This is a genomic window from Streptomyces sp. NPDC008001 (genome assembly GCF_042958085.1).
In the GTDB taxonomy this organism is placed as follows: domain Bacteria; phylum Actinomycetota; class Actinomycetes; order Streptomycetales; family Streptomycetaceae; genus Streptomyces.
The window spans coordinates 446713-473695 of sequence record NZ_JBIBIZ010000002.1 but is presented as its reverse complement, the minus strand read 5'-3'; the positions used below and the strand labels follow the sequence as shown (position 1 = coordinate 473695).

The 26983-nt window shown below is 72.5% G+C and carries 21 protein-coding genes, 1 tRNA gene and 1 pseudogene; 6 read left to right on the top strand and 17 right to left on the bottom strand.

The genetic code is table 11. The features are described 5' to 3' along the window. The first annotated feature begins 24 nt into the window (after positions 1-24). On the top strand, positions 25-4764 hold the full coding sequence (locus ACFZCD_RS07115; protein ID WP_391828738.1) for a PAS domain-containing protein: 4740 nt from the start codon (positions 25-27) through the stop codon (positions 4762-4764). Positions 4765-4862: 98 nt separating this feature from the next. Here ACFZCD_RS07115 and ACFZCD_RS07110 read toward each other — a convergent pair whose 3' ends face one another. Next, positions 4863-5450, bottom strand: coding sequence for a TetR family transcriptional regulator (locus ACFZCD_RS07110; RefSeq protein ID WP_391828736.1), 588 nt, complete (start codon positions 5448-5450; stop codon positions 4863-4865). Positions 5451-5559: 109 nt separating this feature from the next. Between ACFZCD_RS07110 and ACFZCD_RS07105 the strand changes: the two genes are divergently transcribed. After that, positions 5560-6852 (top strand): MFS transporter, encoded by a 1293-nt coding sequence (locus ACFZCD_RS07105; RefSeq protein ID WP_391828734.1) that lies wholly within the window; start codon positions 5560-5562, stop codon positions 6850-6852. Between the two features lie 90 nt (positions 6853-6942). Here ACFZCD_RS07105 and ACFZCD_RS07100 read toward each other — a convergent pair whose 3' ends face one another. From ACFZCD_RS07100 to ACFZCD_RS07065, 8 genes are all read right to left on the bottom strand, one after another. Next, a complete protein-coding gene (locus tag ACFZCD_RS07100) occupies positions 6943-8598 on the bottom strand; it encodes a long-chain fatty acid--CoA ligase (protein ID WP_391828732.1) in 1656 nt (551 codons plus the stop codon). 115 nt (positions 8599-8713) lie between these two features. Then, a complete protein-coding gene (locus tag ACFZCD_RS07095) occupies positions 8714-9253 on the bottom strand; it encodes a SigE family RNA polymerase sigma factor (RefSeq protein ID WP_391828730.1) in 540 nt (179 codons plus the stop codon). Positions 9254-9438: 185 nt separating this feature from the next. Then, a complete protein-coding gene (locus ACFZCD_RS07090) occupies positions 9439-10272 on the bottom strand; it encodes a DUF1906 domain-containing protein (protein WP_391828728.1) in 834 nt (277 codons plus the stop codon). Between the two features lie 53 nt (positions 10273-10325). Further along, positions 10326-11471, bottom strand: coding sequence for a lipid-transfer protein (locus ACFZCD_RS07085; protein WP_391828726.1), 1146 nt, complete (start codon positions 11469-11471; stop codon positions 10326-10328). Next, entirely contained in the window at positions 11468-11881 is a 414-nt protein-coding gene (locus ACFZCD_RS07080; RefSeq protein ID WP_391828724.1) for an acyl dehydratase, read from the bottom strand. Before ACFZCD_RS07080 ends, ACFZCD_RS07085 begins: the two co-directional genes overlap by 4 nt. Further along, the gene (locus ACFZCD_RS07075; RefSeq protein WP_391828722.1) at positions 11878-12870 is read right to left on the bottom strand and encodes a bifunctional MaoC family dehydratase N-terminal/OB-fold nucleic acid binding domain-containing protein; all 993 of its coding nucleotides are present in this window, start codon (positions 12868-12870) and stop codon (positions 11878-11880) included. Before ACFZCD_RS07075 ends, ACFZCD_RS07080 begins: the two co-directional genes overlap by 4 nt. Positions 12871-13125: 255 nt before the next feature. After that, entirely contained in the window at positions 13126-13446 is a 321-nt protein-coding gene (locus ACFZCD_RS07070) for a hypothetical protein (protein WP_391828720.1), read from the bottom strand. 321 nt (positions 13447-13767) lie between these two features. Continuing rightward, entirely contained in the window at positions 13768-14706 is a 939-nt protein-coding gene (locus ACFZCD_RS07065) for a putative protein N(5)-glutamine methyltransferase (protein WP_391828718.1), read from the bottom strand. Between the two features lie 290 nt (positions 14707-14996). Between ACFZCD_RS07065 and ACFZCD_RS07060 the strand changes: the two genes are divergently transcribed. Then, the gene (locus tag ACFZCD_RS07060; protein WP_391828717.1) at positions 14997-16259 is read left to right on the top strand and encodes a DUF2993 domain-containing protein; all 1263 of its coding nucleotides are present in this window, start codon (positions 14997-14999) and stop codon (positions 16257-16259) included. 94 nt (positions 16260-16353) lie between these two features. Here ACFZCD_RS07060 and ACFZCD_RS07055 read toward each other — a convergent pair. From ACFZCD_RS07055 to ACFZCD_RS07025, 7 genes are all read right to left on the bottom strand, one after another. After that, positions 16354-16440: transfer RNA gene (locus tag ACFZCD_RS07055), tRNA-Ser, on the bottom strand. A gap of 102 nt (positions 16441-16542) precedes the next feature. Then, positions 16543-17301: a hydroxymethylbilane synthase gene (gene hemC, locus ACFZCD_RS07050; protein WP_391828715.1), complete on the bottom strand. Its 759-nt coding sequence runs from the start codon at positions 17299-17301 to the stop codon at positions 16543-16545. Positions 17302-17311: 10 nt separating this feature from the next. Then, a complete protein-coding gene (locus ACFZCD_RS07045; RefSeq protein ID WP_391828714.1) occupies positions 17312-18061 on the bottom strand; it encodes an NUDIX domain-containing protein in 750 nt (249 codons plus the stop codon). A gap of 287 nt (positions 18062-18348) precedes the next feature. Beyond that, the gene (locus ACFZCD_RS07040; RefSeq protein ID WP_391828712.1) at positions 18349-19197 is read right to left on the bottom strand and encodes a helix-turn-helix domain-containing protein; all 849 of its coding nucleotides are present in this window, start codon (positions 19195-19197) and stop codon (positions 18349-18351) included. A 24-nt stretch (positions 19198-19221) separates the two neighbouring features. Next, the gene (locus tag ACFZCD_RS07035) at positions 19222-19746 is read right to left on the bottom strand and encodes a DUF6879 family protein (protein WP_391828710.1); all 525 of its coding nucleotides are present in this window, start codon (positions 19744-19746) and stop codon (positions 19222-19224) included. Continuing rightward, on the bottom strand, positions 19715-19960 hold the full coding sequence (locus ACFZCD_RS07030; RefSeq protein ID WP_391828708.1) for a hypothetical protein: 246 nt from the start codon (positions 19958-19960) through the stop codon (positions 19715-19717). Before ACFZCD_RS07030 ends, ACFZCD_RS07035 begins: the two co-directional genes overlap by 32 nt. 626 nt (positions 19961-20586) lie before the next feature. After that, a complete protein-coding gene (locus ACFZCD_RS07025) occupies positions 20587-22227 on the bottom strand; it encodes a S1C family serine protease (protein WP_391828707.1) in 1641 nt (546 codons plus the stop codon). Positions 22228-22423: 196 nt separating this feature from the next. On the opposite strand from ACFZCD_RS07025, the gene ACFZCD_RS07020 reads away from it, so the two are divergent. The 3 genes and pseudogenes from ACFZCD_RS07020 (at position 22424) to ACFZCD_RS07010 (ending at position 25416) form a co-directional block, all read left to right on the top strand. After that, entirely contained in the window at positions 22424-23251 is an 828-nt protein-coding gene (locus ACFZCD_RS07020; protein WP_391828705.1) for a glycerophosphodiester phosphodiesterase, read from the top strand. A 132-nt stretch (positions 23252-23383) separates the two neighbouring features. After that, a pseudogene (locus ACFZCD_RS07015) lies at positions 23384-24020 on the top strand (ATP-binding protein). Between the two features lie 427 nt (positions 24021-24447). Beyond that, positions 24448-25416 (top strand): DUF5926 family protein, encoded by a 969-nt coding sequence (locus ACFZCD_RS07010; protein WP_391828703.1) that lies wholly within the window; start codon positions 24448-24450, stop codon positions 25414-25416. A gap of 388 nt (positions 25417-25804) precedes the next feature. Here ACFZCD_RS07010 and ACFZCD_RS07005 read toward each other — a convergent pair whose 3' ends face one another. Further along, positions 25805-26521: a hypothetical protein gene (locus ACFZCD_RS07005; protein ID WP_391828701.1), complete on the bottom strand. Its 717-nt coding sequence runs from the start codon at positions 26519-26521 to the stop codon at positions 25805-25807. Positions 26522-26983 lie beyond the last annotated feature (462 nt).

Genomic DNA, 26983 nt, shown 5'->3' with positions numbered 1-26983 from the left:
GGTAACCAGGGAGGAAGCGTCGTCGTGAGCAGCAGGCCATCCCGAGGCGCTGCTCGCCTCGCAGCCATACTCGACGCCCTCCCCGATGCCCTGTTGCTCGTCAACTGCAACGGCACGGTCGTCAACGCCAACCACATAGCTCTCGAAACCTTCGAGGTCCCCGGCACGGGGCTCGTCGGCCGCGGACTGCTCTCCCTGCTGCCCGACTTCGACTCGCGGCGCATCCCGGGCTCGATGCGGCTGCCCGACAGCGACGACGGCCGCACCAAGCCGACGCGCATGATCGCCCGGCGCACGGACGGTTCGCAGTTCCCCGTCGAGGTGACGAGCGCGAACCTGGAGGACGGCCGCACCCCGTACGCCGACCACCAGCCCTACACGGGCGACGAGCTGCTCATGCTCGTCGTCCGCGACCTGACCGGCACGCTCGACACCGAGGCCGAACTCGCCCGGCAGCAGCGGCAGACCGAGATGATCCTGCGCGCGGCCGCGGAGGGCGTCGTCGGCGTCGACACCGCCGGCAAGATCGTCCTGCTCAACCCCTCCGCCGCGCAGATCCTCGGCTACCGCGCCAGCGACCTCGGCGGCAAGGAACTGCACCCGCTGATCCACCACTCCCGGCCGGACGGCACGCCGTTCCCGTACGAGGAGTCCCCGGTCTGCGACACGCTGCGCTCCGGGCGCAAGCACCGGGTGCGCGGGCAGGTGCTGTGGGCCAAGGACGGCCGGGCGGTCCCGGTCGACCTCACGACGGCGCCCGTGCGCGACGGCGACCAGCTCGTCGGCGCGGTGATGACCTTCACCGACCGCCGTCCGTACGACGCCCTCGCCGCCCGCCACGCACAGCTGCAGGCCGTCCTGAAGGAGTCCCTGCGCGGCCCCCTGGAGCAACTGCGCGCCGAGCTGGGCACCCTGGCCGCGGACCCGGCCGGCCAGCTGTGGCCCGAGGCCAACCAGATCCTGCACCACCTCTCCGCCGGGTACGCCCGGATGACCACGCTCGTCGACAACGTCCTCGCCTACCAGCAGCTGGACGCCGGCGAGGCCAAGCTGGAGCGGGAGACGGTCGCGCTCGACGAGGTCGTGGCCGCGGGCGTCGAGGGCGCGGTCGAGCTGATCGGGCCCGGGCGGGCGCAGTTCGCTGTGCACGCGCCGGCGATCGAGGCCGAGGTCGACGCGGAGCGGTTCGCACAGGCGCTGGCGCACCTGATCGCGGACGTCGCGGGCGTCGACGCCACGGGCAACGCCCCCGCGGGCGGCGCGCCGTCCGGCGACTCCACGATCGTCGTGGCGGCGGCACAGCGCGGCGAAGTCGTACGGATCGAGGTGCGGGGCCCCTACGCGGGCGGCGATCCCGTCCACGGGCCGATCGTGCGCGGCATCGTGCGGGCGCACGGCGGGGTGCTGCAGACCCACGACGTGCCGGGTGCGGCGGGCGGCAGCGCGTACGTCCTGGAGGTGCCCGTCTCCTCGAAGGGCGGCCCGGTGAGCCCGGCCGCCACGGAGCGGCGGTCCGCCGGGGACACGATGAGCGCCACGACCGTCATGCCGGTGCCGTCCCAGCGGGCGCGCGGCACGACGGAGGCTCCGGCCGGGGCCGCGCCTGCTTCCTCTGCTTCCTCGGCCCCTTCTGCTTCTCCTGCCGCCTCGGCTGCCTCGGCTGCCTCTTCCGCTGGTGCCGGTACGCAGGGCAGCAGCGGGCGGCGGGCGCGGCGGGGCGCGGACGGCGATGCGCCGGGCGACGGCGCCGCGGCGCAGCAGCCTGCCCCGGCCCTGCAGTCCCCTCAGTCTGAGCAGGCTCCTCAGCTCCCGCAGGGCGACGGCACGCCGCCCACCGGTCGGCGGCGCGCCAAGCCGCGCACGGACGAGGAGCCGGTGCCCTCCGCGGCGCCGTCCGACGGCGAGGGCGTGCCCGCGGCCCGCTCCAGCCGCCACGGGCGGGGCGGCACGGACGGTTCCGGTACGGGTCCGGGTGCTCCGGCCACGGGGCCCGGCGGTGACGGTGACGCGAGCGGGCTCGTACCGCCGCAGGCGCAGGGCACGCCGGCCGGGCCCACCGGGCGGCGCGCGCGCAGGGACCAGCCCCAGCAAGGACAGCAGGCGCAGCAGGCGGAGGCGCCGCGAACGGCGTTCGCGCTGCCGCCCGCCGAGGCCGACCGCACGCCGGAGTCCGCCACGGCGGCCGCTCCGACGGGCCGGCGGGCCCGGCGGGCGCTCGCGGAGTCCCCGGAGCGCCCGATTCCCGGCCAGGCCACGGGAGAGCCCGCGGGGCCGCGGACGGCGTTCGCGCTGCCGCCGGCGGAAGCGGACCGTCCGCGCGAGGCGGGCGCTCACCCCGAGCCGAGAGCGGTGGCATCGCCGGTCGCCCCGGGCACGGCTCCCGGGCTGCCGGGCGCGCCGCGCAAGCCCGCCGACGACGAAAGTGCCGGTTTCCCGGGCGGCGGCGCGCCGCAGGTGCCCGCCCCGCCCTTCCCGAACCGGAACGGCACCGGCCGGGCGATGCCCGGCCACGGCGGGGAGGCTGCCGCCGACGCGGCGGCGGGAACGCATGCTCCGCGAGGCGGCGCGGCACCCTTCCCCGGTCAGAACGGTCCTGGTGTTCCTGGCGGCCCGGGTGTTCCGAACGCCGCGGGCCCGGCCGGTGGCGGCGGCACCGCGACCTTCCTCGGCCCGGCCGGCCCCACCGAAGGCACACCGGCACCAGCCCCCGCGCCCTTCCCCGGCCAGAACACCAGCTCGGGTGCTCCTGGCGGCCCGGGTGTTCCGAACGCGGCCGGCCCCGCCGGTGGCGGCGGCACCGCGGCCTTCCTCGGCCCGGCCGGCCCCACCGAAGGCACACCGGCACCAGCCCCCGCGCCCTTCCCCGGCCAGAACACCGGCAGCAGCGGCGTACCGCCCTTCCCCCGCCCGAGCGGGCCCGCGCCCGTAGGCCCGGCCGAGGCTCAGCCCAGGCAGGGCGGGACGGCGGCGTTCCTCGCCCCGGACGGCGGCCCCACGCCCGGAGGCGCTGGCAACGCGCACCCGGAGCACGGCGGTGCCGCACCGTTCACCGGCGGGAACGGGCCCACGCCCGGCGCCCCGGCGAATGCACCGATCCCGGGCCGGCCCGGTCAGCCGGCTCAGCCCGGTCAGCCCGGTCAGAGCAGCGGGAACAGCCAGAACGGCCCCCACGGTCCGGGTGGTCCCGGCAGCCCGGCGTCCGCCGGCGAGGGCGGCCCCCGCCCCGAGCACGGGGGCGGCACGGCGGCCTTCCTCGGCCCGGCCGGCGACGCGCAGGGCGCCCCGGCGCCGTTCCCCGGCCGGAATCCGTCCGCGCCCGCGCACCCGGCCACCGCGCCCGCGTACCCGGGCGGTCCCGGAGCGGGCCCGCAGCCCCGCCCGGCCGCCGAAGCGAACGGCCCGTCCCACGCACCACACCAGGCACCGCCCTTCCCCGGCGCGGCCCCGGCCGCCGCACCCGGCGGCCCGAACGGTCCCGCCCCCTCCCCCGGCACCGGGGGCGGCGAAGCGGCCTCCGCCTCGTACGGGGCCACGGGCCCGCGCGAGGCGGACCCGTCCGGCGCAGGCGCCCCCGCCGACCAGCCCGAACCGGGCGCTCCCGCCCCGACGGGCCGCCGCCGGGCGCGCCGCCCGCTCGCCGAGGAGCCGGGCGCCGCAGCCGCGCAGGGCAGCTCGGACACCTCCGGGCGGCCGATCAGCGTGCGCGCACTGGGCCAGGCCCCGCCGTTCGCCCAGCAGCCCGGCCAGGAGCCGGCGCCCGGCGGCGGTTCGGGCCGTCGCCGGCGGCTCGGCAACCCCGCCGAGGGGGAGCGCGCGGCACCACCGCAGCCGCAGGGACAGCCCGAGCAGACGCAGCCTCAGCCGCAGCGCGGCAACGCGCCCATGGCGCCGCGGCCCCCGCTGCTGGACGCCCAGGAGGGGCGCGCGTTCGCCATAGGAGCGCCGGACGAGGGTTCCGAGGGGCCGGAGCCCCTCGACGGCCCCAACGGTGCGGTCGAGGTGATGAACGCGCCGCGCCCGCCGATGGACGACGAGCTGCCGCCCGAGCCGCTCGACAATCCGCGCCGGCTCCTCGTGTGGCCCGCCCCGGACCCGTCCACGGAGGCCGCGCTGACCGAGCGCGGCTACCGCCCGGTGATCGTGCACTCGCGCGAGGAGGTCGACGCCCAGACGGCCGCCTATCCCGCGGCACTGTTCGTGGACCCGCTGACCGGCCCGATCACCCGCACCGCGCTGCAGTCGCTGCGCGAGGCGGCCGTCGCGGCCGAGGTCCCCGTGCTGGTGACGGCCGGCCTGGGGCAGGCGACGCGGGAAGCGGCCTACGGGGCGGACCCGGCGGTCCTGCTGAAGGCACTGGCTCCGCGCGACAGCGAGATGCACCCGCCGCGCGTGCTGCTGATCGAGGAGCACGAGCCGATCGCGGAGGCGCTGACGGCGACGCTGGAGCGGCGCGGCATGCAGGTGGCGTGGGCGGCGACGGACGCGGAAGCGGTGGCGCTGGCGACGCAGATGCACCCGAACCTGGTGGTGATGGACCTGATGCAGGTGCGCCGCCGGCGCGCGGGCATCGTCGACTGGCTGCGCGGCAACGGCCTGCTCAAGCGCACGCCGCTGGTCGTCTACACCTCGGCCGGGATCGTCGATCCGACGCAGTTCTCGCGCCTGGCCACCGGGGAGACGGTGCTGTTCCTGGCGGAGCGGTCGACCAGCGCGGAGGTGCAGGGCCGGATCGTGGACCTGCTGTCGAAGGTCGGAACGGACTGAGCCGGCGCGAGGGCCGGACAAACCGGCGGGCCACGGCGGTCAGTGGTCCGGCCCGCCGGTGTTCAGTCCGTCAGTAGCTCTGTCAGTCGACAGTTCAGTCAGTCGGCCGGCTGGGTGATCCGCCCCGCCGCCGTCCGTACGGACTCGCGGAGCCCGGCCAGGTCCTCCTCCGTCCCGCCGACGAGCAGCCGGCGGAACTGGGGGACGGCCGTGGCCCACCCGGCGAGCGCACTGATCATGAAGAGCAGGTGCCGCGGCGGCAGCCCCCGGTCGACCCTGCCCTTCTCCTGGGCGGTCGCGAAGGCCTCGGCCTTGGCGTCGTAGCGGGCGCGCCGCTCGGCCTCGTGCGGGATCTCGCCGTTCCCGTACTCCAGCCCTTCCCACAGGAGCAGCCGCACCAGCTCGGGGTGGACCCGGTGGTACTCCATGAGGCGGTCGACGTAGCAGTCGGGATCGTCGGCGTCGACGGGCACGGCGGAAGCGAGCTGCAGCAAGGCGTGCTGCAGTACCTGCGAGAACAGCTCTGCCTTGTCGCCGAAATAGGCGTAGATGAGCTGTTTGTTCGCCTTGGCCTCGCGGGCGATGCGGTCGATGCGCGCCCCGGCGATGCCGTGGGCGGCGAATTCGGCGGTGGCCGCGGCGAAGATGCGCGCCTTGGTGGCCTCGGGGTCCCTCACTCCTGCCATGCACCCAGCGTAACCAACTATTTAGTTGACAGCATGCACCGTTTCACGTGAAACTTACAACCAACCAGTTGGTTGTAAGCGATGCCGCTCTCAGGGGGACCCGCCGCTCATGCCCACGTCCATGCCGACACCGACGCCGACACCCACGCCCGCGCGCCCGCCCGTAGCCACGGCGGCACCGTCCGCCGTGGCTACAGCCGCCGCACCGCAGGCCGCGCCCGCGTCCGCCCCCGCGGCGCGCACCGGCAACACCGTCCTCCTCGCGGTCATCGCCCTCTGCACGGCCGTCACCGCCGCGAACATCTACCTCGCGGCCCCGCTCCTCGGCCTGATCGCCCGTGACTTCGGCGTCGCCCCCTCCGCAGCCGGCTGGATCGCCTCCGTCGCACAGCTCGGCTACGCCGTCGGCCTGCTGGTCTTCGCCCCGCTCGGCGACACGGCCGACCGCCGCCGGCTCGTGGCCGTGCTGTCCGCCGTGGCCGGCGCGGCCCTCGTCGCGGCCACGTTCGCACCCGGCCTGCCCGCGCTGGCCGCGGCCGTCCTGGTGGCGTGCGCCGCGACGGTCGTCCCGCAGCTGCTCGTGCCGCTCGTCGCGGAGCGGGCGCCCGCCGACCGGCGCGGCCGGCACGTGGCCGCGGTCGTGGCCGGGCTGTTCACGGGCATCGTCGCGGCCCGCGTCCTCGGCTCCCTCGCCGGTCAGGCGTACGGCTGGCGCGCCGTCTTCCTCGGCTCGGCCGCGCTGACCGTCGCCATCGGCCTGCTCACCGCCGTGCTCCTGCCCGCCGAGACCCGCCCGCGCCGCGCCTCCCGCCCGCTCAAGGCCATCGCCGCCCTGCCGGGCCTGCTGCGCGCCTCCGCCGACCTGCGCGCCGCGTGCCTGCGCCAGGCCGGGCTGTTCGGCGCCTGGAGCTCCCTCTGGACGTCGCTCACCCTGCTGCTCACCGCGGACCGGCCGTTCCACCTGTCCACCGCGGCCGCCGGCCTCTTCGGCCTGTTCGGTCTCGTCTCGACCGCCCTCGCCCCCGTGTCGGGCACGCTCATCGACCGCTTCGGCGCACAGCGGGTCGTCACCACGGCCTACGCGCTCACCGCCGTCTCACTGCCCCTGTTCTGGCTCGGCGGGCACGAGCTGTGGGCGCTGTGCGCGGCGGCCGTCGTCATCCACGCGGGCCTGATAGCGGGGCAGGTCGCCAACCAGACGCGTGCGCTGGCCTCGACCGGCACCCCGGCAGCGGCCAACACCGCCTACGTCGTGACGGCGTTCATCGGCGGCGCGAGCGCCTCGGCCCTCGCGGGCCCCGCGTACTCCCACTGGGGCTGGAACGGCGTGTGCGTGATCGCGGCCGCCTCGGTGGCGATCGGCTGGGCCGGCAGCGCGGTGGCGGCCCGCAAGAGCCGCTGACGCGCGGGGCGGCTTCCGGATGCCGGAGGCCGCCCCGTTTCGCTATCCCGCTGTCCCGTCCTCGCGCCCTGGCGCTATCCCGCTATCCCGCTATCCCAGGACGGTGACGTCCAGCTCGCCCTCCGCGTACTGCTTGCGCAGCACCTTCTTGTCGAACTTGCCGACCGACGTCTTCGGTACGGACGGGACCGACGTCCAGCGCTCCGGAAGCTGCCAGCGGGCCACCCGCTCGCCGAGGAACGCCCGCAGGGCGGGGTAGTCCACGGCCTTGCCGTCCTTCAGGACGACCGTGGCGAGGGGCCGCTCGCCCCACTTCTCGTCGGGGACGGCCACGACGGCCGCCTCGGCGACGTCCGGGTGGGCCATCAGGTGGTTCTCCAGTTCGACGGAGGAGATCCACTCGCCGCCGGACTTGATCACGTCCTTGGCGCGGTCGGTGAGGGTAAGGAAGCCGTCGGTGGTGATCGTTCCGACGTCGCCCGTGCGCAGCCAGCCGTCCGGGCTGAACTTGTCCTCCGGGCGGACCGGTTCACCGGCCGCACCGCCGAAGTACGCGCCCGCTATCCACGGCCCGCGGACCTCCAGCTCACCGGCCGACTTGCCGTCCCAGGGCAGGATCTCCCCGCCGGGACCGGCGAGCCGGGCTTCCACGGAGGAGGGCAGCCGGCCCTGGGTGACGCGGTAGGGCCACTCCTCCTCCTCGCTCAGACCGGCCGGCGGGTAGGCGACCGAGCCCAGCGGCGACGTCTCCGTCATCCCCCAGGCCTGCACGATCCGCACGCCGTGGCGCTCGTGGAAGCCCTGCATCATCGCGGGCGGCGCGGCCGAGCCGCCGCTGATGACCGTCCGCAGCGAGGACAGGTCCCGCGGCCGCTCGTCGAGCTCGGCGAGCAGCCCCGCCCAGATGGTGGGGACGCCCGCGGAGACCGTGGGCCGCTCGGAGGCGATCATGTCGGCGAGCGGCACGGGCTGCAGGAAGCGGTCGGGCATCAGCAGGGACGTACCGGCCATGAAGGCGGCGTGCGGCAGGCCCCAGGCATTGACGTGGAACATCGGCACGACGGGCAGACACGTGTCGGCGGGCGTCAGGCCGAACGCCGCCGCCGCGTTGACCTCCATCGCGTGGAGGTAGACCGAACGGTGGCTGTAGAGCACGCCCTTGGGCTCGCCGGTGGTGCCGGAGGTGTAGCAGAGCGCCGCGGCCTGCCGCTCGTCGAGCTGCGGCCAGTCGAAACCGGACGACGGGCGGCCCGCGAGCAGTTCCTCGTACTCGTGCACGGCCGGCCGGCAGCCCTCCAGCAGGGAGCGGTCGCCGGGGCCGGAGACGATCACGTGCTCGACCGTCGGAAGGTGCGGCAGGAGCGGCGCGAGCAGCGGCAGCAGCGAGCCGTTGACGATGACCACGCGGTCCGCGGCGTGGTTGACGATGTAGACGAGCTGCTCGACGGGCAGCCGCAGGTTCAGCGTGTGGAGGACGGCGCCCATGGAGGGGATCGCCAGATACGCCTCCAGGTGGTCGCTGTTGTTCCACATGAGGGTCGCGATCCGCTGGTCCCCGGTCACCCCGAGCTCGTCGCGCAGCGCGTGGGCCAGCTGCACGGACCGCTCCCCGACCTCACGGAAGCTGCGCCGCGATGGCTCGCCGTCCCCGGTCCAGGTGGTCACCGTGGCGCCCCCGTGCACCCGCGCCCCGTGGGCGAGGATGCGCGTGACTGTGAGCGGAACGTCCTGCATCGTGCTCAGCACCGGGGTCCTCCCGAAGACCTGGTCGGCGGGTGTCGTCCGCTGATTGTGCTGGGGTATCTCGCGGTAAGTCACTACCCCGACCCGCCCGGGCAGCGTGATCGGGACAACGTTGCCGCTACGCCGCGCAGGCCAGCTCCGGATCCTCGCGGAGCTTCCCCAGCGCCCGGGAGACCGCGCTCTTGACGGTGCCGACGGAGACGCCGAGCAGCTCGGCCGTCTGCACCTCGGTGAGGTCCTCGTAATACCTGAGGACGACCATGGCCCGCTGCCGCACCGGGAGCCGCAGCACGGCCCGCCACATCGCGTCGCGCAGCACCTGCTGCTCGGCGGGGTCCGCCGAGGGCGCCGCGTCGGGCTCCGGCAGCTCCTCGTAGGGGAACTCCTCGACCTTGCGCTTGCGCCACTGCGAGGTGCGCGTGTTGACCAGCGCGCGGCGTACGTAACCGTCCAGGGCCCGGTGGTCCTCGATCCGCTCCCAGGCCAGGTAGGTCTTGGTGAGCGCGGTCTGCAGCAGGTCCTCCGCGTCGCACGGGTTCGAGGTCAGGGAGCGCGCGGTGCGCTGCAGCACCGGACCGCGTGCCCGTACGTAGGAGGAGAACGACGGGTACACGGCGTTGGATGCGCTGGTACACACAGGCGTCGTGGTTGCTGTCATGCCTCAACGCTAGGAGCGCGCCTGTACCCCGCGGATCGGCCGCAGGTGCCGAAGCGCGCTCCGCCTCAGGTCGTACAGGTGGGGCTGCCCCCACCTCCCGGAGGGGGAGAGGACCGGGGGACCGCTCGGGGACGGCTCCCTTCCGCCCCCCTTCCGCCCTCCCCTTCCGACCCTCTTCCCCCCGCTCAGTCGATGATCGCCACCGGCGCGTCCACCATGTTGCGGTCGACGGTCAGTTTCCGGCCGCCGTGGGACTCGGTGACGTTGCCCTTGTACTGGTGGATGCGGCGGTGCGGCTGCCACGCGGTGCGCCCGATCGACGGCTCGTCGTCCGTCGTCGGGTCGACCCGCCAGCGGGCGAACCAGAGCACGTCGGGCAGCTCCGTCGTGCCGGAGCGGCGGGCCCGGTCCATGTGCCGGACCCCGGACTCGGCGCTGCTGTAGAAGCCCGGCAGGTAGCCGGCGCCGCGCACGGCCGCGGCCCAGCCCCGGATGAAGGACAGCGTCGTGCGGGCGCAGTCGCCGTCCTTGTCGTTGTACGCCTCCATGTCGAGGTAGATCGGGCTGTGGATGTCGATGCCGAGGGCGGAGGCCCGGGAGACGGCCTCCTCGCCCTCCGTCTGCCCCTGGTCGTAGGGGTAGGAGCCGATGGGGTAGCCCTTCTTGTTGGACGCGCGCACGCAGGGCGACTGGGAGCCCACGTAGATCGGCAGGATGCGCCACCCCAGGTCGTCGGCGCCTTCCAGCCACCGCTCGCTCAGGTACGTCTGGTGCGGGCAGGCGCGGGCGCGGCCGGCGAAGTAGACGCCGACGGCGCGGTAGTCCGACGACTTCCACGCGCTCAGCGTGGTCAGAGCCGGGGCCTGGCAGGTGTCGAAGCCCCAGCCCTTGAAGACGGACGCCCCCTCGTTGCGCGGGTCGCCACGGTCACCTGCGCCCGCCGGCTCGGCGACGATCAACTGGGCCACCACCGCCATAAGGGCGAGGAGATATCCGATGATCTTCCTTCGTCGGTCCATACCCGGAGTCAAAGGCGCCGGGCACCGGCGGCCTTCCGTGACACGCCCTCCGTTCATCCGTCTGCCCCGAGAAGCAGCCCGGACGTGGGAACTCCGGTACCGGCGGTGACCAGCACCCGGGCGGCGCCGGGCACCTGGTTCACGGCCGTGCCGCGCACTTGCCGCACCGCCTCCGCGATGCCGTTCATCCCATGGAGGTACGCCTCCCCCAGCTGTCCACCATGCGTGTTGAGCGGCAGCACGTCCGACTCCACGAACGCACCGCCCTCGCCGGGCGCGCAGAAGCCGAACTCCTCCAGCTGCATCAGAACATACGGGGTGAAGTGGTCATAAAGGACAGCCACGTCGATGTCCGCCGGGCCCAGTCCGCTGCTGCTCCACAACTGCCGTGCCACGACGGCCATCTCGGGAAGTCCCTCGATCCCGTTCCGGTAGTAGCTCGTCATCTGCTCCTGCGCGCGGCCCGCTCCCTGCGCCGCCGCCAGGATCACGGCGGGCGGGCGGGCCAGCGACCGGGCCCGCTCGACGGAGGTGACGACCAGGGCCTGGCCGCCGTCCGTCTCCTGGCAGCAGTCGAGCAGCCGCAGCGGCTCGGCGATCCAGCGGGAGGCCGAGTGATCGGCGAGCGTGATCGGGCGGCCGTGGAAGTACGCGGCCGGGTTCGTCGCGGCGTGCCGGCGGTCGGTGACGGCGACGTGCCCGAAGACCCCCGGCTCCAGGCCGTACGTGTGCAGGTAGCGGCGGGCGGCCATGGCGACCCAGGAAGCCGGCGTCAGCAGCCCGTACGGCAGCCCCCAGCCGAGCGCCACCCCCTCCGCCGAGGGCTCGCGCGACCGCACCCCGGCGCCGAAACGGCGGCCGGACCGCTCGTTGAACGCGCGGTAGCAGACGACCACCTCGGCCAGGCCGGCCGCGACGGCGAGGGCGGCCTGCTGGATGGTCGCGCAGGCGGCGCCCCCGCCGTAGTGGACGCGCGAGAAGAAGGTCAGCTCGCCGATGCCGGCCGCCTGGGCGACGGTGATCTCGGGGCTGGTGTCCATGGTGAAGGTGACCATGCCGTCGACGTCGCGGGGCCCGAGCCCGGCGTCGTCGAGGGCCGCGCGGACGGCCTCGGCGGCCAGCGCGAGCTCGCTGCGGCCGGAGTCCTTGGTGAACTCGGTGGCGCCGATGCCGGCGACGGCCGCGGTGCCGCCGATCACGTGGTGGTCCCGGGGCCGTGGGAACGGGCGACCACGACCGTGCCGGTGACGTGGCGGCCGAGGCGGTTCGTCCCCACGACGGAGATCTCGATGGTGCGCTCGTTCACGGAAAGGATCCTTCCGGTCAGCACCAGAACGTCGCCTGGATAGCTGGGCACCCCGAGCCGGATCGAAACCTTGCGGAGGACGGCGTTCGGGCCGCAACGGCCGGTCAAGTAATCGGTGACGTAACGGCCGACCAGGCCATTGGTGGTGAGGATGTTCAGGAAGATGTCAGGGGCGCCTTTTGCGCGGGCCGCTTCGGCGTCGTGGTGCACGTCCTGGTAGTCGCGGGAGGCGATGGCGCCCGCGATGACGAGCGTACGGGTGATGGGAATGGTGAGCGGCGGAAGCTCTTCACCCGGTGTCATCCGGACTCCTCCCCCGACCCGTCCGACCGGGCGCGGAATACCGGGAGTTCCCATTCCGCGTCCACTCGTATGAATTCCAGCTCGACGGACATGCCGATGCGCACGCCGTCGTGCGGGACCCCGGTGATGCTGCTGATGATCCGTACGCCTTCGGTGAGTTCGACGAGCACGACGGCGTAGGGCGGGTCGAAGGCCGGGAAGGGCGGATGGTGCACGACCACGTACGAGTGGACGGTGCCGGAACCGCAGGCCTCGACCGTTCCCCACTCCGGCGACCCGCAACGGCCGCAGCCAGGCAGCCACGGGAAGCGGAGGGTGCCGCATGCCGTGCAGCGCTGGATGAGCAGCTTGTGGGCGGCGACGCCTTCCCAGAAGGGGGCGTTGTCACGGTTGATGACGGGGCGGGGACGGGTGGAGGGAGTGGGGACTGCGGCGGGTGTGCCCTCGGGGCGCGCGTGTTTGGTGGGCGCGTACTTGAGGATCCGGAAGCGGTGGGTACCGACGAGCTCGCCGGCGGCACGGACCTGCATGGCCGTGGTGATGAAGTAGCCGGTGCCGAGCTTGGTGTCCTTACGGGGGGAGACGGTCTCGATGACCGTGTCGAAGATCAGCTCGTCGCCGGGGCGCAGCGGACGCAGGTACTCCTGCTCGCAGTCGGTCGCGACGACGGCGCTGTAGCCGGCGCCGTCGAGCAGGGCGAAGAGCTGGTCGTGAGTGGGGGTGCGGGTGGCGGGAGTGCGGGCGGCTGGGGTGCGGGTGGCTGGGGCCGGGGAATCGGGGAAGCCGAGCCCGGTCATGGTCCAGGCCTGGAGCATGGTGGGCGGGGCGATCGCGTCATCACCGGTGTAGGCGGGGTTGGCATCGCCCATCGCCTCGCACCAGTGCCTGATCATGGGGAGGTTGACGGGGTCGGCGGCGGCCACGGAGACGGCCACGGGCCGGCCTTCGAAGGGCTTGAGCAGGTGGTGGATGTCGGCGGCGGGACGCACAGGGACCCCCTCTCGGCGTATCTGACTATCCGTCAGATACGGAGTGGGGGTCAACCCTGCCGGCGTAGGAGGAGGGCTGTACGCGGGGACATGGCTGCGTGCCGGGGGCGCGGCCGAGCGCCGGAACATGGCTGTGCGGCGGCATGTGAATGCCGCCGCACACCATCACCGGCCCCTGTCCCAGCCTCGGTCACCCGGCCGGCCGTGCCGCCCCCGGGCGCCCCTCCCCCGGCCGCTTCTCCACCGGACCGCGGGCTACCAGCGGTCGTCGGTGAAGATGATGGTGACGTTGTCCTGGCGGATGGCCGTGCGGGCCGGGCCGGTGACGCTCGCGGTGTTGGCCTGGTTCTGGGCGCCGGTGCCGGTGGCCTGCTGCTGCGTGGTGGTGGAGTTGCCGTAGTTGTTCTCCCCCACCCCGCTCCCCACGACGGCCGCAGCAGCGGCGTTCGACCCGCGGTTGGCCACCTGGTTGCCGTTGCCGTCGTCAGCGGCGTGAGCGACGCCGGAGAGGAGGACGGCCGCCACGGGGACGGCAGCGGCGGTGGTGAGAACGCGAGCAGTGCGGGTGCTTGCCATTTCGATTCCTCCGGAACGCTGAACGGAACTGCTGCCGCGTAGCGCCAACTACGCGGCAGAGCAGGACGGTTGGCCGACTGCCCTGCGGGTTTTCGACGTCGCGCTTCAAGATTGCCCGGCGAATCCCCGGCGAACCACCTGTCGCTCATCATTCCCTCGCAAGCATGACCACTCCGGAATAAACCCTGACACTCCCCCAAGCACGTGCACCGCGCCCCTCAGAGATCCCTGAGGGCTCGTGGGCCCCAAGGGAAGAACCGTTCCGGCGGAATTCCGGCCGGATCCATAAACGGACCAAGAAGCAAGAAGGGAGCAGGTCGGTCAGCGCAGGGGCGAGGACGATGCGGGTGCCGTGGAATCCCTGGGATCCACGGAATCCACGACACCCGTGGAATCCGTGAGGCCCATGGGGGCCGTCCCCACCACCACGGTCGCGTCCAGTTCGTCGCACTCCACGACCCGCGCCGTGAGCCCGGCCGCGGCGAACACCGCGACCGTCCGCCCCGCCTGCCGCTCACTCGTCTCGACCAGCAGGTGACCGCCGGGGGCGAGCCAGGCCGGCGCCGCCGCGGCGACCCTTCGCTGCACGTCGAGCCCGTCCGACCCGCCGTCCAGCGCCACCCGGGCCTCGTGGTCCCGGGCCTCTCCCGGCAGGAGCGCAATGGCCTCGGTGGGCACGTAGGGCGCGTTGGCCACGAGCACATCTATCCGCCCCTGCAGCCCACGGGGCAACGGCTCGTACAGATCGCCCTCGTAGACGGCCCCGCCCGCGCCGATGTTGCGGCGGGCGCACCGCACCGCGGCGGGATCGATGTCGGCGGCGTGCAGCTCGACGTCGCCGAGGACCGAGACCAGCGCAGCCCCGACCGCCCCGGAGCCGCAACACAGATCGACGACGACCGCGCGCGGAGGGGCGAGCGCGGAGCCGGAGGCGGGGGCCGGTACGGAAGCGGCAGCGAGGGCGGCCGCCTGCCCGACCAGGAACTCCGTACGCCGCCGGGGCACGAAGACACCCGCGTCCACGGCTATCCGCAGGCCGTAGAACTCGGCCCAGCCGACGACGTGTTCGAGCGGCAGCCCGGCGGCGCGGCGCGCCACCATGTCCTCGGCCTCGCTGCCCGTACGCGCCGCGGAGAGGATGAGCCGCGCCTCGTCCTCGGCGAACACGCAGCCGGCGGCCCGCAGCCGGGAGACGACGCGGGAGAACGAAAGGGCGAGGGAGGGAGAAGAAAGAGGAGAGAGCGAAACTGATTCAGCCATGAGAGCCTTCCGGATCACCGAAGGGCGCTCTCGCGGTTCGCTACAGGGGAGAAGCGACCGTACGACCGTGGGATGAGAGCACCCGGCCTGCCACTGCGGTAATGGGTCTCACCTCCTGCGACGGTTTCCTGCCAACTGAACGGCAGCCACAGTACATGATCAACGGCAGGCCGGGCAGGTCCACGTCAATGTGCTCGGACGCCGGTGCCGAAGCCGACTTCGGCGCCGTTTCAGGACGTACTACCGGTAGCCCTTGCGTTCGAGGGGATCGCGCGTGATGGGATGTGTCGATGCGAACCCCCACACGCATACCCTCCCGTCCTCCCAACCCGTACGAAGAACTGGCGGAGCTGGCCGACCCGGACCCCCGCACGGAGCCGCTCCCCCTCATCCCCCTCCGGCTGACGTATCCGGAACAGGAACCGGACCCGGACGAAGAGCCCTGGTCCCCGCCGAACCACCGCCGCGGCCGCGCCCGCAAGCGTCGTGCCGGGCACGGCCGGCGCCGGAACTCCGGCCACCGCCGCCGGAACCCGCTGGCCGCCGTCCCGCGCACGGCGAAACTCCTGCTCACCCTCGCCCTCTGCACCGGAATCCTGGTCCTGGCCGACCGCTGCGCGCAGATGTACGCCGAGAAGAAGGCCCAGCAGAAGCTGCAGCAGGAGCTCCACCTGGCGGCCGCCCCCCAAGTGGACATCCACGGCTTCCCGTTCCTCACCCAGGTCCTGGAGAAGCGCCTGGAGCGCGTGGACATCACCGTGCCGCACGTGGCGGCCGACCGCATATCGATCGCCAAGGTCCACGCGAGCTCGCGCGATATCCAGCTGACCGGAAGCCTTCCGAGCTCCGTCCGGGGCGCCGTGATCGGCAACCTCGAAGGCGACGTCAAGCTGTCCTTCGACGACATGAACCGAGAACTGGCGGCCTCCCAGGTCAAATTCAGCCGCCGCGGCGACGACGCGATCGCGGCCGACGGAAAGCTCACCGTAGGCGGCCAGGAGCTCCTCCTTCGCGCACAGGCCCGGCTCCGCCTGGCCGGAAACCGGGGCCTGTCGACGGACATCGGCGACATGAGCCTCGACCTCCCGGGGATCGCCACCTACCGCCCCGGCGCGAACCAGGGGCTGACCCTCCACCACGAGGCCGCCGCCCGCATCAGCCGGGACGCGGCCCGGGCGAAGGCGCTGCTCTCCGTCCCGGCGGTGGCGGAACGGCTCGGCGTGTCGCGGGAGAACGCCGAAGCGGCCCTGAAGAGCGAGGAAAAGCTGCACCAGCTGACCGGCGCCCCCCGCTTCATGGAACAGCTCACCCACGTCAACCTGCTGGACGCCGTTCTGGACCACCCCTGGCTGCTGAAGAAACTGGGCATCGACCCCCGCCTCCTCACCGCCCTGACCCACATCCGCCCCCCGGAACTGGCGGACCGCCTCTCCTTCTCCTTCACCCTCCCCAAGGAGGCCCGCGACCTGCAGCTGCGGGACGTGAAGGTGGAGAAGGACGGCATCCGGGCAACGCTGTCAGGCATGGAACTCCCGTTGGGCCAGCAGAAGTGACCAGGCCCAGGCCCCGGCCCGACTCGCCCCCCATGCGAAAGGGGCACCCCCACCCCAGGGGCACCCCTTCTGACCTGCGCTAACGCAGGAACGGCGGAGAGTGTGGGATTTGAACCCACGGTGACATCGCTGCCACGACGGTTTTCAAGACCGTTCCCTTAGGCCGCTCGGGCAACTCTCCTCCACCCCGCCCACCTGCTGCGGAGCGGGTACAGCCTACCGGCCGAGGGGCGAAGTCGCGTAAGCCCGTCCACCCCTCGCCCGCAGGCCCCCGGGGTGACCGTCAGTGCGGGATGCCCTCGATGATGTCGCGAGCCCCCTGTCGCAGCAGTTCGGCACAGACCCGGGTGCCGAGGGTGGCGGGGTCGTTGTCGCTCTCGCCCCAGATGTGGGCGTGGACGAATTTCGACCCGTCGCGGGAGAAGACCATCCCGCGGAGGGAGAGCTGTCCGTCGGGGTCTGTGATGCAGTGACCGGCGATGGGGCTGTTGCAGTGCCCTCGGAGGCCATGCAGCATGACGCGCTCGGCAGTGATCTCCGTCATGGTCCGCTCATCGTTGAGCCGGGCGAGCAGCGCCGCTACCGCCGCGTCGTCCCGGCGGCACTCCAGCCCCAGGGTGCCGGCGCCGACCGCGGGCAGCATCTCGTCGACGCTGAAAACCTGGCGCCCGCGGTGGGCGATCCCGAGACGTTCCAGCCCCGAAGTAGCGAGGACCATTGCGTCGAGCTTGGCGTCCACCTTCCTCTTGCCGTCGAGCTTCTCGACCCGGGAGCCGACCGCGCCGCGGACCCGTACGACGCTGAGGTCGGGCCGCACCCGGTTGATCTGCGCCTTGCGGCGTACAGCGGACGTGGCCACGACGGCGCCCGGCGGCAGGTCATCGAGGGTCTGCCGGTCGGAGCCGTCCGGGAAGAGCAGGACGTCCCGCACGTCGTCCCGGACCAGATAGGCGGCGAAGATCAGCCCCTGCGGCAGAGGCCGGTCGCCCGGGACGTCCTTGACGCAGTGGACGGCCATGTCGACATCACCGCGCTGCAGCATGGTGTCGATCTCATGGTGTGGCCTCCTCGTTCCTGGCTTCCAGGTAACTGGCGGGATGGGCACGGTGGGTACGCAGTGCTCGTGCGACGCGGGAGGAAAGTCGGGGGTGGAGCAATTCGAAGGCGGAGCCGGTGTACTTCCAGCGCCACGCGTCGATCTCCTCGCGCTGGATAGCGATGCGGGCCTCGTCCCCGGAGTACAGGCGGGGTCCGGTAAAGAGGAACGACAGCCGGTCGCGCCGCCCCGGGCGGGTGGCCTCCAGCCACTCGACGGCGAGGAACTGCCAGGAGTGGGCATTGAAGGTGAGGCCGAGTTCTTCACGAACTTCCCGCCGTACGGCATCAAGGGGCGATTCCCCCGGTTCAACGATCCCGCCCGGCAGATGCCACGGTCCGCCGGCCTTCGCCGGATGCACCAGCAGCATCCGTCCCAGACGATCCGTGATCAGCACGTAAGCCGTGACCGGGAACCCATGGGCCACCGCCACGGCACCGGCGCGCTCCTCACGGCCCCGTCCCTGCTCGTCGTCCTGGTCCTGGTGGACGTCGGCGTAATCCGTGAAAGTCCGCCGGAAGGGCCGGTGCCCCGTGTCCCGCGCATGGCCGAACATCCAGTCCTCGACGTCCGCACGGTTCAGGAAGCGCCCCGAGCTTGCCCCGCACTCCTCCTCGTCACCGGCCGCGCACTCGGCCATGTACTCCGGATCGACCGCCTCATCCTGCGTGATCGTGTACGGCTCAAACCGAAAGGCCCTGCTCACCGGTGCGCTTCCGTGTGCCTGCGCATCCGGATATCGCAGTCCGTAACGGTCGTGTAGTCACCTGCCGTCCGGGCGGCCAGCCGAGTGTCCGCCAGTCTCGTGCACTCACCGCAGCCAGGGACCGGATCCGGCGGCTCAAAGGTCGGCAACCCCAATTGGGGCGCTGGTGACGTGGTCGTCCTACGAGTGCCCATCCCCGCTCCTCGCGTCGTCCGAATGGCGACACGCTAGGAGCACGAAAGTCCGACCATCCAGTGAGTTCTACGTTGTTGCACGCGAGTTCTTCATCAGAGGGAGTCGAGTGCCGCGGTCACCACAGCTCGGGCCGGCGCCCCGTACACGGCAAGGTCCCGCAGCTCTGAGAACGCCTTGACGTACATCGCGACCTCACCCGGCGCAGTGACGGTCACCTGGGCCGTCAGCAGCTCCACGTGGACCCGCTCGTCGTCAAAGATATTGAAGCCTTCCAGGGTCCACATGCCGCGGCCCTGGGCCGTGAACGGAATGATCCCCACGGAGACAGCGGGAAGCGACATCACCGACAGCAGGTGCCCCAACTGGCCGGCCATCGTCTCGGCATCGCCGATCCGGTACCTCAACACCGACTCCTCGATCAGCAGAGTGAATCGGTGCCCCGCCTCCTGGAGGACGCGCGCCCGAGCCATTCGGGCGTCGACGGCTTCGGCAGTGTCGTCCGGTGTGCCGTGGAATCGGCGAATGACTGAGAGCAACGCGGACGCGTACGCGGGAGTCTGGAACAAGCCGGGTACGACGTGTGACGCGTAGCCTCGGTGCAGCTTCGTCCGCTCATAGAGCGGGATACGTGATTCCTGCAATCGCCGCAGGCCGGTGCGCTGCAGTCGCTTCCACTCCAGATACATGGAGTCGGCAGTCCGCGACGCCGCAATGATGTCGGCCGCCTGATCGTCTGCGTCACATGCCGCGCACCAGGCCCGGATATCCGCGTCGGACGGCGGCGTCCGCGCATTTTCGACGCGTGAGGACTTGGACTTGTTCCACCCGCAGCGTACGGCCAACTCATGCCCTGTCAGCCCGGCGTCAAGACGGACCTCACGCAGCTTCGCCGCCACTGCCTTGCGCGCTGCTTCGACGCTCGATGACTGGTATTTGGGCATGAGCTGGCTCGTCTACTGACGCCGCTAGACGGCAAACTCCTCGTGGACCGTGGCGCGCTGCCAGACCGCATCGAACGCCTCAGCGCACAGCTTGACCACTGCCGGGTCGTCGCACAGCTCGTGCCCTGCGGAGGCGCCGTCACCGGTGAAGTGCCCGAAGCGGATCAGCCGGTCATCGAACAGCCAAAAGTCCGCGCCCGGTAGGGCGAGCGTGGCAGCGTCCCTCCTGGGCAGCCATCGGACCTTTTCGCCGGCCGCGATGTTCAGGTACGTCCCGGCGTGCTCGTAACGGATGTACTCGCTCACAGGCACGGAGACCACCCGGGCTCGCCGCATCTCCACGCCGCGCGCTACCGCGCTTCGCACCAGGTCAAGCCATGGGCGACGGCGCTCCACCGACTCGGGCGTGATCCGTCCGCAGGCTTGCCATTCCTCGAAGTCGTCAGCCTCCGAGGCGACGCTGTACGTATCCCGCAGCTCCAGGTGAACGGCCGACCGGTGGCACTCCCTGATCAGATCAGTGAACGGCGGAACGCTGTTCGGCCTCATCGCACGCCTTCCTGATCAGCGGCACCATGCGCGCCGGAATCCGGATCACTGCTTCCGTGTCGGGGATGTGGCCCACCGTACGGCACTCTGCTTCGGTCTCGTCGTCGGCCTTCCAGCCCTGAAACACGAGGTCGGCGCTCTTGCCGTCCACCCACACCGTGGGGCAGTCGTCGCCGTTGGTGTTCGGGTCCTTGCCGAAGAACAGTAGAGCCATGACCGTGACTCCCACCTACTCGGTTGCGTCTGGTTGCACAGACGATGGATCCGCACTTCCCTCCCGTCAAGGTGCTCTGTCTTCCGTAACAACCCGCAGTCGCCAACGGGCAGAAGAGGAGGCATAGCTGGCCGCGGGGTGAAGTCCTACACCACAGGAAGTCAGCCACGACGGCGGGACGAACGAACGGTCGTCCGCCACGTGTGCCACCTGTGCCCCTTCCCGGCATCAGCCACTATGCCGAGGCTTTTCCTCGTCACGGTCTCGGCCGTCCACGGGTCGGAGGCGCTGATGCTGCTACACCTCCCGCAGACAACGACGGCGCCGCACGCGAAGCGTTCTGCACCACAGAGCACCGGCCCACCCTGGGCCTTCGCGGGCGCCGCGAGCCTCGGCAGGGGACGGTCGGGCCCGGGGGCGTGGTCCTGATGGTGATGCTGCTCGAACCCTTCACGACGGCTGGTCGCGGAGTGCTGGCTGGCGATCGGGGGCTGAACGTGTTCCCGGCGGTACGAGGTGACAAGGCAACAAGCAGAAGGGGCGCCCCCTCCCCAGGGGGCACCCCTTGTGACCTGCGTGTGCCCCCGCGCCGCTCGTGCTCGGCGGTGCGGGGCCCGGTGCGTCGCTCAGCTGTCGCCCTTGCGTTCGCCCAACGTGATCTCTGCCGTGGACTGCTTGCCGTCGCGGGTGTAGGTCACCTTGACCTTGTCGCCCGGCTTGTGGGTCCAGATCTCGCTGATGAGGGTGGGGCCGCTGTCGATGGTGGTGTCGTCTAGCTTGGTGATGACGTCGCCCGGCTTGAGGCCGGCCTGGTCGGCCGGGCCGCCCGGGGTCACGGCCGGGCTGTTGTTGTCGCCGGTGGGGGCGATGCGGGCGCCGGCGCCGGCGTCCTTCATGTTCACCGAGGCCGAGATGACCGGGTAGACCGGCTTGCCGGTCTTGATGAGCTGGTCGGCGACGTTGCGCGCCTGGTTGATCGGGATGGCGAAGCCGAGGCCGATGCTGCCGGCCTGCTGCTGCGCGCCGCCGAAGCCGCCGCCGTTGTTCGCGGACTGGATGGCGGAGTTGATGCCGATGACCGCGCCCTGGGCGTTGAGCAGCGGGCCACCGGAGTTGCCCGGGTTGATCGAGGCGTCCGTCTGGAGGGCGCTCATGTACGAGGCCTTGCCCATGCCGCCGCCGTCGCTGGAGGCCACCGGGCGCTTCTTGGCGCTGACGATGCCCGTGGTGACCGTGCCCGACAGGCCGAAGGGGGCACCGATCGCGATCGTCGCGTCGCCCACCGCCGTCTTGTCCGAGTCCCCGAGGGGGATCGGGTTGAGCTTCGCCCCGGCCGGGTTCTTCAGCTTTATGACCGCGACGTCGTAGCCCTGTGCCCGGCCCACGACCTCCGCGTCGTACTGCTTGCCGTCCGAGAACGTGGCCATCAGCTTGCCGCCGCCCTGCGCGGCCGACGCGACGACGTGGTTGTTGGTGAGGATGTGACCCTGCCGGTCGTAGACGAAGCCGGTGCCCGTACCGCCCTCACCGCCGCCGCTCTGCGCCTCGATCGTGACGACGCTCGGCAGCGCCTTGCCGGCGATGTCGGCCACGGAGCCGGGCGTGCGGCTCTCCGTCTTCGGGTCGCTGGAGGAGGAGACCGTCGTCGAGTTGCTGCTGTCCTCCCGGCTGGCCGCCCAGTAACCGATCCCGCCGCCGATGCCGCCCGCGACGAGCGTCGCGGCCAGCACCATCGCCACGAGACCGCCGCCGCGCTTACGGGGCGGCTGGTACGGGTCCGGGCCGCCCGCCCACACGCCGGTCGGGCCGGCCGGGGCACCCCCCGCAGGCGCGCCGTACGGGTACGGGTGAGCCGGCGGGGGCCCAAGCGGCGACGGGTGCTGCTGGGCGCCGGGCTGGGCATCGGCGGGCGGGCCCACCGGGGCGCCGGCCGGAACGCCTGCCGGAGCGCCGTGCGCCCCTGCCTGCGCGTATCCCGGCTGAGGCGGGGCCGCCGGCGGCTCCGGAGCGTGGGCCGGCGCTGCAGCCGGAGGGGCCGCTGGTGCGGCAGGGGCCGCGGGAGCAGCAGAGGCGGGGGCGGCAGGAGCCGCCGGAGCGGCCTGCTCGGCAGCCGGGGCGGCGGTCTCGGCGGGCGGCTCTGCCGCTCCGGGCGCCGCCTCCCCGCCCCTCTCCATGCCCTTCTCCATCGAAACCCCCGACGAGCCGCCCGAAACATCCGGAACGCCCTCCGCAGGCGCGACCACTGCGCCCTCGTTCTCGGTGCTCACAGCTCTCTCCTCATCAGGTGCATGCACATCAGTTCGGTGTGTGGTGTCCACGTCGCCCCGCAAACAGCTTTTCCCAACACGCGTCAGACCACCGTAAGCGGACCCTGTGCCCCACCGCAGCAGACGTTTACTCCGGGCACACTCCGCCAAAAGGGACCACATGCGTGAGGGTGCCGGGCGATGGCACGATAACGCGGTGACCTATGCGCATCCGGCCCGGGACCTCGGCCCCGAGCGCCACCCGCTCGCCGTCATCGCCCACCGCGGGGCCTCCGAGGACGCCCCCGAGCACACCCTGGCCGCTTACCGCAAGGCGATCGAGGACGGCGCCGACGCGCTGGAGTGCGACATCCGGCTCACTGCCGACGGTCACCTCGTCTGCGTGCACGACCGCCGCGTCAACCGCACCTCGAACGGCCGCGGTGCCGTCTCCGCCCTCGAGCTCGCCGATCTCGCCACCCTCGACTTCGGCTCCTGGAAGGCCGACGTGTCCGCCACGGAGGCGCCGGACCTCGACGCGACGTCCGTCCTCACCCTGGAGCGCCTGCTGGAGCTCGTCGCCGACGCGGGGCGCCGCGTCGAGCTCGCCATCGAGACCAAGCACCCGACCCGCTGGGCCGGTCAGGTGGAACAGAAGCTGCTGGAGCTGCTGGGCCGCTTCGGCCTCGCCGATCCGCCCGCCGACGCCCCTTCGCCCGTACGGGTCATGAGCTTCTCCGCCCGCTCCCTGCACCGCGTCCAGCTGGCCGCCCCCACCCTGCCGACCGTCTACCTGATGCAGTTCCTGTCGCCGCGCCACCGCGACGGCCGCCTGCCCGCGGGCGTCCGCATCGCCGGCCCCAGCATCCGCATCATCCGCAAGGACCCCGCCTACGTCGCCCGGCTGCACGAAGCGGGCAACGAGGTGCACGTCTGGACGGTGAACGAGCCCGAGGACGTCGAGCTCTGCGCCCGCCTCGGCGTCGACGCCCTGATCACGAACCGCCCCAAGCGCGTACTCACCCAGCTCGGCCGGCGACCGTAGGCGCCCCGGCACGAGCCCCGCACGGTCCGGCCAGGCCCCGCAGGGCGGCACAGCGCAGGCGGTACGGCTCACGGCCTCCGTTCCATTACATGGAGTGCACCGGCGCGTTCGGTGCGTGTTCGAGTCGCCCGAGTGCACCCGGCGGGTGCGGGATGGCCGGTTTCCGGTCCAGTCCATTGGGGCATCCATCCCCTGACGTGGGGCAAAGGAGGTCTCGGGGGTGGCGTTGGTGGTGGCACAGGAGGTGCCCACGTCGTCGATCATGGCCGTACCCCATGGTCCAACCGGTGTGGGCCAGGCAAGACACCGGATGCGCAAGGATCTGCGCATCATCGGGGTACCGGATTCGGTCATCGACGATGCCGTATTGATCCTCTCGGAGCTGCTCAGCAATGCGTACCGGCACGGACGCCCGCTGAGCATCGCGGGAGGCAGTCGCAGAGACGGAGACGAGGGGGAGACCGACGGGAGAATACGTGCCGCGTGGAGGGTGGACGCCCACGGCCGGCTCACGGTCGAGGTGACGGACGGCGGGGGCCCGACCCGGCCGGTTCCGGCCACACCTTCGATGACCGCCCGCGGAGGCCGCGGGCTCAACATCATCAGCGCCCTCTCCCAGGACTGGGGGGTCAGGGACGCATCCGGTGAAGTGACCGTGTGGGCCGCGCTCTCGGCGCACGACAGCTTCGCCACGCGCGTCGAGGCGGAAGTGACTCCAGGGCCGATCGCCGCACGGCTGGCGTTCGCAGACATCGACGAGCTGAGATGACGACAGCGCGACGCGCGTAGATCCCGACACCGACACCGATAACGACCGGCGACATCGACCAGCGATACCGACCACCGACATCGATCACCGGAACCGATCACCGTACGAGTCCCGCAGCAGTCCCGTACGGCTCCCGTACGAGGACGCACTCGCACGGCACCCCGTACGGCCGATGGGCCCCGTCCCCCGGAGCCGAAGCTCCGCGGCGAGCGGCACCCCACCACCGGCCGCCCGGCGGTCCTGCCCGTTCCTCCCCACCCGCTCCCTCCCGGTCGCCGTCGCTCCTTTCCGGCCTCCTCCCGACGCCCCGCGCGCGTGCCCGTTCCGGCCGTCGCGGCGAGCGCTAGGCTCGCGCCCGTACGAGCTGTACGAGCCGTACGCAACGAGCCGTACGCACCTGCTGCACCGATCGGGAGACACGCACGCCATGGCCAAGAAGCGCCGCCCCCAGACCAAGGCCGCAACGCCGCAGGCCGTCGACGGTCCGATCCCCGTCGTCGGCGCCCGTGAGTCCTGCCCGTGCGGTTCGGGCCGGCGCTACAAGGCCTGCCACGGCCGCGCGGCCGCCCACGCGGCCATCGAGCTCGTCCAGCGGCCCTTCGAGGGGCTGCCCGGCGAGGCCGACTGGGTCGCGCTGCGCGAGCTGGTGCCCGCCGCGACGGTCGAGCTCACCCTCAAGGGCGGCCTGCCGGAAGGCGTCCCGTCCGTGACGCTGGCCACCGTCCTGCCGATGGCCTGGCCCGCCCTCCGCCGCGACAACGGCGCCGTCCTGCTGGGCCTGCAGAACGACACCGCCTCCGGCGACCTCAGCCGCGACCTCGCCGACACCCTCCAGCGCGCCCTGGCCGCCGCCCCGGGCACCCCGGTGACCGCCGGCCGCGCCGCCGCCGACGGGCCTCGCCTGCAGGATCTGCTGGACCCGGAGGGCCCGTTCGAGCCGAACGTCCACACGGGCTTCGAGTTCTGGGTCGAGAACGCCGAGAACGCGACCGGTGAGGTCGCCGCCTCCCTGGACCGGGCCAACGCCGCCGCCATCCCGACGGTCCGCCTCTCGGGCGTCGACGCCGCGTACTGGTGCGAGACCCCGGAGAAGAACCACCTCCGCTGGGTGATGACCCACCCCGAGGAGCAGCTTCTGGACGCTCTGGCCCGGCTGCACGCCGCAGGCACCTCGTCGCTCGGTGAAGGCACCCGCCTGGTCGGCTCGTTCCGGGCCCACGGACTGACCGTGCCCGTGTGGGACCTGCCGAGCGCGATGCGCGCGGAGGACACCGAGAAGCCGGCGGCCGCCTTCGCGGAGCGCCTGGCCACGGCCCTGGCCGACGCTGCTCCCCTGACGGCCGACGAGCGCCGGGCGCGCAGCGGGCTCACCAGCCGTCAGATCACTCTGAACTGACGTCCGTCCGCCGCCGCGGCGGGGGATTGTCCCTGTGACCGGGGGCGGAGTGAGGGCTTCCAAGCAGCGGAGTGGTTGATTCCGGGGGCTAATCCGGCGCCAATTACGTGACTCCTGTCACAACTCCCGCTGTCAGCCCGGAAATACGCGTCCGGAAATCCACGATCGAATTTGCGAACGGCCAATCTCTTGTTACCGTTCTAGGAGCCCGGTCGCTGGTGCATCCCCCGTCGCCAGCGACCGGGCGTTTCCATGCCCGGAAGCGCCGACCGGCCGTAGCCGCCGGTCCCTGGGCCCGCCGGTCGGTCGATGCGCCGGGTCCGGCCGCCAGCCCGGCCGACTCGGCTGTCAGTCCGGCCGACTCGGCCGTCAGCCCGGCGCCCGGCTATCAGCCCGCCTGCTCCGCCGAGTTGCTTCCCGACCGCAGCAGCAGCTTCCCGTCCTCCGAAGCGATCTCCGCCACGGCCGTGTAGGAATCTTCGCCGGGGCCCGCGTCACCGGCCTCTCCGCCCGGCTGCGCATCCGCGCCGGCCGCCGCCGTCCCCGCCCCCGCCCGGACCGTCCGCGCCCGCGGCGTCTCGCACTCGTCGGGGTCGTCGGAAGCGGTCGTGCGGCAGTGCACCTGTACGGTCCGGCCGCCGGGGCCCATGAGGGTCAGAACGGCCCGCAGAGGGGCGCCTGTGGCGTTGCGGTAGTACGTACGGGCCCAGGTCTCGTTCCCCTGCTCCAGGACGCACGTCTGGGCCTCCACGCCCTCCGGCGAGGTGAGTTCGGGGCCGCAGCGCGCGGACGCGGAGACCGCCGACCCGGCCGCGGGTCCCCCCAGCGGCGGCGACGCCGCCGGCCACCCGCCGTCCAGGTCCTTCCCGAGATCCTTGCCGAGGTCCCTGCCGAGGCCCTTCCCCAGGCCGCGGCCGAGCTCCGGACCGGCCTCCTTGGCCGAGCCTTTACCCGGCGCCAGGCGTAGTCCGTTGCCGGCGTCAGACCGTTGACCGGAGCTCTCCCCCCGGCTTCCCTCCGGACCCGGCAGCCCTACGGGACCCGCCGTGGCCGCCGCCAGCGGCAGCACGACGGCCAGAGCCACCGCGCTCGCGAGCGCGACCATACGGAGGTTGGCGCCTCGCGCGTCACCGGACGGCCGGGGTTGCTCGGAGAGACCCGCAGAAGAGCCCGCAGAGGACCCCACAGACGGACCCGCAGACGGACCGAGGCGATCGGGCCGGCCGGGGACGTCAGGCCGGCCGGGGACGTCAGGCCGGCCGGGGAAGCCGGACCGGCAGGGTTCGACGGATTCGCCGGGCTCCGCGGGCACCCTCGACCCGCCGGGCACTCCGGGCACACCGGACGCAGACGCATGCTCCATGGGGACCACCTGAGATTCGCCGCGCGGACGCTGAATGGATCGCGGGGACGGCTGGGACGGCTCGGACCACCCCGCCCTGCGGGGCACCCCTGCCTGATCAACTACCTGATCGACTGCCTCATCGACTGCCTGATAGGCGGACCCGGCCGACACCGTCCGGCCCAAGTCCTCACCTGAACATAGCGGTCAGGGGAAGGCTGTCCC